The organism is Anabaena cylindrica UHCC 0172 (assembly GCF_034931625.1).
GTDB lineage: Bacteria > Cyanobacteriota > Cyanobacteriia > Cyanobacteriales > Nostocaceae > Anabaena > Anabaena cylindrica_A.
The window spans coordinates 55933-62224 of sequence record NZ_JAYGGY010000095.1; the positions used below are offsets into that span (position 1 = coordinate 55933).

The following is a 6292-nucleotide window of genomic DNA, read 5'->3' on the forward strand; positions in this document are numbered from 1 at the left end:
GCACTATTGTTCACAATTTGTTACAAAAATATAAAGAACTTCTAGAGACCCAAAATCTGATGTTAGGCGGACTTACTGGTTTAACAGATCCTAAAGGCACGGATTGGGGAGAGCGGATGCTCAACACAGTCGCCAGCCAAACGATTCGCCACCTGTTTACCCAGAGCGAGTCGGTAGAAGTTTTTGTGCGCTGCTATCCCTCCAGCAAACTGTTGCAAGGCAGCATTGATAGCTTTAAGATGAGCGGACGTGGGTTAGTAATTCGTAGAGACTTCGCCGTAGAGGAAATGTCTTTTGAAACCGATGCAGTTGCCATTGACTTCGGTTCGGTACTGAGTGGCAAACTCAGCCTCAAGCAACCCACCCAAGCGGTAGCGCAGGTAATTTTATCAGAAGCAGGTATTAATGATGCTTTCAAGGCAGAACTGGTTAAAAAACGCTTACTGAACCTGACTGAACCAACTTTGATAGAAATATCTGGTGGAGAACCAGTTTCCTTTACCGAAGTCCAAATACAGCTATTGCCAGAAAATCGCTTGCATCTTGTAGCTCAAGCTGATTTAAACAACGGCGAACTCATACCTCTAAGTATGACCCTGGGTATAAGTATTGAAAGAAGACGACGAGTTTCTTTCAAAGACCCGAAAATTGAACTTGAGCAAGTTCCAGAAACGCAACGAGAAATTTCCCAGACTTTAAGTATGGCGTTGGTAGAAATTTTGGATAACATGGTCGATTTAGATCGCTTTGATCTTGATGGGGTAAAAATGCGACTTAACCGTTTAGAAACTGAAGGTCAAAGGTTAATTTTTAGCGGTTATGCAGAAATAGAACGTATTCCCAGCAGTGCATAAAAATTAAAAATTAGGTTATAAAAATGAACAATTAAACGCCGTCTAGAGTCTTCTAGACGGCGCTTTGATATGAAATTGCAAATTTAACTTAACTTCACCGCCCTACACCTACATATTGGAAACCAGCCCTGACCATTGTTTCGGGGTCTAGGAAGTTACGACCATCAATTATGACAGCGTGGTTCATCAATTTGGCCATTTTTGCATAGTCCAAAGTGTTGAACTGTTCCCATTCTGTGACGAGTACCAAAGCATCACAGCCATCAGCTAGTCTTTCGGCATCGGTTTCTACCAATACGCCAGAAAGACCATGACGCATACCTGTTTGAGAAATAATGGGGTCATAGGCTTTGACTTTGGCTCCCAGTCGGTTAAGTTGCTCAATTAGGTTGAGTGCTGGAGCATCGCGCAAATCGTCGGTATCTGGCTTGAAGGTCAAACCAAGGAGTCCGACAGTTTTACCTTTAAGGATTTTGAGAGCCTGTTGGAGCTTTTCCAAGGCAATCAAACGTTGGCGTTCATTCACACTCACAGCGGCTTTCATGAGTTGTGCTTCATAGCCATAATCATCGGCTGTATGAATGAGTGCGGAGACATCTTTGGGGAAGCAAGAACCACCCCAACCAATACCAGCTTGTAAGAACTTGTTACCAATGCGGGAATCTAAACCGATACCTTTTGCTACTTGGGTAACATCAGCACCGACGCGATCGCAAATATTAGCAACTTCGTTGATAAAACTAATCTTAGTAGCCAAAAAAGCATTCGCAGCATACTTGATCATTTCAGCCGAACTCAAGTCTGTCACCAAAACTGGAACAGCAGATAAAGACTGATCAGCCGCAAATTTACGTTCTACAATCGGGGCATAGAGTTCTTTCATCATCCCCACAGCTTTTGGACTATTGCCTCCCAAAACAATCCGGTCAGGGTTAAAGGTATCGTAAACTGCTGAACCTTCCCGCAGAAACTCTGGATTACTAACAACATCAAACTGAGCAGCAATTTCAGGTAGTTTTTCCTCAACAACTGACCCACCGGCGGGTATCAATGTTTTTTGGCGTTCAGCAATGCCATCTAAAACAATCATCCTTACCCAGTCACCAGAGCCAATAGGAACAGTAGATTTATTGACAATTACCTTATAACCACCGTTGAGATTTACTCCAATACCACGCGCTACAGCTTCTACATAACGAGTATCACTTTCCCCAGTCGGTAAGGGAGGAGTTCCCACCGCAATAAACAGAATTTCTCCATGAGCAACTCCCGCTGCCAAATCGGAAGAAAATTGAATATTTCCACTATTAATAGCAGACTGCATAATTTCCGAGAGTCCCGGCTCGAAAATAGGCGACTGCCCAGACTTCATTAATTTTACTTTTTCTTCGTTGTTATCTATGCAAACAACATTATGGCCGATATGAGCTAAACAAGCACCTGTCACCAATCCAACATAACCAGTACCAATTACACAAACACGCATTTTTTAACTCCTTGCTTTTTTTGTCATTAGTCATTGGTCACTAGCCAGTAGTCATAGTTTCAAAAATAACTACTGGCTACTAACTAATTATTACTTGTCATCCGCTGACGAAAATCTTCTACAGCCAGTTTTAAGCCGTCTTGCAGAGGAATAGTAGGTTCCCAATTTAACCAGGTCTTGGCTCTGGTAATATCGGGACGACGACGACGGGGATCATCTGAAGGTAGGGGTTCAAACTTAATTTGTGCATCTGGGTTAACCAAGTTCTGCACAGCTTGCGCCAATTCTAAAATTGTGTATTCATCGGGATTACCCAGATTGACTGGCCCAATGTAGTCACCATTCATCAACTTGATTAGTCCTTCAACTAAGTCTGAAACATAGCAGAAACTGCGAGTTTGTGTACCTTCTCCATATACGGTCAAAGGATTACCCCGCAAGGCTTGAACTATAAAGTTACTCACTACCCGACCATCGTTTTCTAACATTCGTGGGCCATAGGTGTTAAATATTCTGGCTACCCGAATATCAACTTTATTTTCTCGGTAGTAGTCAAATGCCAAAGTTTCAGCAATTCTTTTGCCTTCGTCGTAGCAGGAACGAATGCCAATGGGATTGACGCTGCCTCGATAATCTTCGGTTTGGGGATGAACTTCTGGATCTCCGTAGACTTCACTGGTGGAAGCTAACAAAAATCTAGCTTTGACACGTTTAGCTAATCCCAACATATTCAGTGTTCCCATCACGTTAGTTTTAACGGTTTTAATGGGGTTGTACTGATAATGTACTGGTGATGCTGGACAAGCTAAGTGATAGATTTGATCCACTTCCAGCCTGATTCCTTCGGTGATATCGTGACGGATCATCTCAAAATGAGGATTGTTGAACCATTTGAATATGTTGCGTTTATGTCCTGTATAGAAGTTATCCAAGCATATAACCTCATGATTATCAGCCATTAGTCGGTCGATTAGATGGGAGCCAATAAACCCAGCACCGCCTGTCACCAAAATTCTCATAGCAATACTCAGTAAGTGTAAAAATCAGTGTCTTTAGACCTGAAAGGTATGGTTCAACGTAGCTAATCAGCCACGACTCGTGCGATTTTAACCGCCCTGACTATTATAGTTTCTCAGTTATTTTACAGATATTTCCAGCGGCTATGATGCCTATGTATTAGATTATCCACTTTGGTACAAAATATAGATAACTCATGAAGGTTTCTGAACAATGTGTTTGTTGGTTGAGTAATTTTCCTACAGATATTTTTTAAAATTAATAGATATTTTCTAATAATTGTGCGCTTTTGAGTCATGTTTCATTAAATCTTCAATAACTTGTAAAGTTGCTGACAAGTATAATTGTTTATTACAATAAACACAAGCCTAATGTGGTATTTTTAAACACCGGCTGTTTGAGTTGTTGAACTATTTGATAAAAATAATGTGTGGTTGTGTTGTGGTTCTCCGAGGATGATGATTGAGCAGGTGAGTTGTCTAGCTAATTGGTTTGTAACATCATTCATTGCTAATCCTCCAGGACTAGTAGGATTACGGATAGAAGGTAATACAACTAAATCATATAATCTTGCTGCTTGCAAAATTGCTTGGGTAACATTTTCATGGGTGATAATTTGAATTTCTGGTGGATTTGGCACAGCCAATTGAGATACTAATTGGGTGAGGTGCGATCGCCTGGCGGCAATTTGAGTGTAACTAGTGTGGCGATCGCTCTGATCAGTTTGTTTTTCCTTGCTATAATTACGGGACAAGCTGTGTAAACTACCCCAAAAAGGCAAGTTAACGCACACATTCAACACAGTAACTTGGCTTTGATTGGCATCTGCTAAGGTTTGAGCAAATTGTAAAGCTGTTAGTGTTGGGTTAATTAAGTTTTCTATAGGTACGAGAATACGCTGTATTCTTTTTGGTGACTCTACCAAACGTGCCACCGCTACTGGACAATGGGCAGCCCAAAGGACATTATTAATGACATTTCCTAATAAACGCGCTCTTAAGCCAGTACGATTTCCCCAACCCATGATAATTAAATTCGCCTTTTGTTCACGAGCCGCTCTACAGATGCCTGGCGCGTAAGCATCATCAATTCTGAGTAGTGGTTCGGCTTTTGCTCCCAATAATTGACTTTGTGCTGTGGCTTTTGCTAGTAACTGTTCACATCCTTGCCAAGCCATCTCTAGTTGAGGTGCATCCATTTGAGCAGTAGCACGTGCGATCGCTAATGGTAATATTTTTCCCTGAGACTGACAAGCCAATAATGCTGCTATCTCAATTAAATGTTTTTGCGTTTGGGGATTATCTACTGGCACAACTATCGTGAAATTACTCTGTGCTGACTGTTTTTGCAGATCAGACATATTAATTGGTTGTGAGTCTCCCTCCAATAAGTCAGTTAAATCAGTAGCACCCCCAGCAACTAGACTTGTCAGCCAAGTCCCCAAAATTGCTGTGATCAGTACTAAGACAATCACACTATTTAATACTTCTGGTGGTAGTAACCCAGATTGATATCCTCCTAAAGCCACGGCTAAAGTTGTCCCAACAAGGGGAATTGATAACGACCAAATTGTGAGAGTTTCCTGCCAGTTATAGCGGTAAATTACCTTTGCTAACAAAGCCGCCATAAATTTGCTGACAATCAAACCACCGAACATTAAAAATAATAATTTAAGTGTGCTGTATTCATTCAAGAAGGCAGATACATCAATCCTTAAGCCCAGAATTACGAAGAAAAGGGGAATGAATATCACACTGCCAATAAACGTCAATTTTTCTTTAACTGGCCCTTCACCTACAGATTCATTTACCGCCAAACCTGCTAAAAAAAAGCCAATAATTTTTTCTAACCCCATTAATTGTGCGATCGCTACAGAGAGAAATATAGACATTAATACACATAAAAACTTGTTACCTTCATCATCTCCAGATCGCCGAAAAAATTCTTGGCTTGCCCAATCAAAACCTATTAGCACTACACTTGAATAAATTATTACTAAACCCAATACAGTGATTAATTGAGCAAAACTGAATGCATCACCATGAAAACTGGCTACACAAATAGCGAATATTAGCAGTGTGCCGATATCATTAAAAATTGTAGCTCCCATTGTCATGGTAATAGCTCTGTTATTTGCTACTCCCAAACAACTGATAATCGGATATGCCAAAAAAGAGTGAGAGGTCAGTAAGCACCCTATTAAAATGGGCGTATACCCACCAAACCCCAAAAATTTTCCCACTAATGTTCCTAACATCAGGGGTAAACTGAAACTCAAAATACCAAATACTAAAGAACGACTTTGCTGTTGACGAAAAAGTTGGATATTAAATTCAAATCCGCCTATAAATATTAAATAAAATAACCCAATATCTGATAGCAAACTGATAATTGGTGACTCAGGCTCGAATAAACTCCAACCAGAATCACCCAGTAATACTCCAGAGCAAATCAAACCTACCAATGTCGGTAATCGTAGCCGCTTGAACAGGATAGGTACAAAAAGAATAATTATTAATAAAATAGCAAAGGGGACAATTGTTTCCTTACCAAAAACTTGGAAGGATGCTTCCAAAGTAAGAAATTGTGACACTAGTGGCATAGGTAAAACAGTTATTAGTTATCAGTTTTATCGCTCTGCAATCTGCTGTAAGTAGTCGTACCAAATAAATTAATTATCTAGTTAGGAGAGTAAACTCTTAACAAAGAGTACAGCGATTTAAATCATGTTTAAAAATTGCTAAATTAAGTACATTAATTAAATATTTATGCGTAGGTAATTTTAAGTGCTAAATTATTAAATAATTTCTCTACCGCTATGGTGCGCCGTAAAATCACCGCAGATCAGGACTAATAACTGTTTACTGATAGTTAGGGGTGCAATACTTGTCGGTTAAGGCTCAAAAGTCATTATATGGTAGGTTGGGTTGAGGCA

General features: G+C 40.2%; 4 protein-coding genes. 1 reads left to right on the forward strand and 3 read right to left on the reverse strand.

All coding sequences use genetic code 11. The features are described 5' to 3' along the window. Positions 1-59 precede the first annotated feature (59 nt). Positions 60-854 (forward strand): DUF2993 domain-containing protein, encoded by a 795-nt coding sequence (locus tag VB713_RS21385; RefSeq protein WP_323313525.1) that lies wholly within the window; start codon positions 60-62, stop codon positions 852-854. A gap of 94 nt (positions 855-948) precedes the next feature. Here VB713_RS21385 and VB713_RS21390 read toward each other — a convergent pair whose 3' ends face one another. From VB713_RS21390 to VB713_RS21400, 3 genes are all read right to left on the reverse strand, one after another. Continuing rightward, a complete protein-coding gene (locus VB713_RS21390) occupies positions 949-2340 on the reverse strand; it encodes a UDP-glucose/GDP-mannose dehydrogenase family protein (RefSeq protein WP_323313522.1) in 1392 nt (463 codons plus the stop codon). An 83-nt stretch (positions 2341-2423) separates the two neighbouring features. Further along, positions 2424-3359, reverse strand: a complete 936-nt coding sequence (locus VB713_RS21395) for a UDP-glucuronic acid decarboxylase family protein (protein WP_323313523.1) — start codon at positions 3357-3359, stop codon at positions 2424-2426. A gap of 380 nt (positions 3360-3739) precedes the next feature. After that, on the reverse strand, positions 3740-5959 hold the full coding sequence (locus VB713_RS21400) for a cation:proton antiporter (protein ID WP_323313524.1): 2220 nt from the start codon (positions 5957-5959) through the stop codon (positions 3740-3742). Positions 5960-6292: the final 333 nt, after the last annotated feature.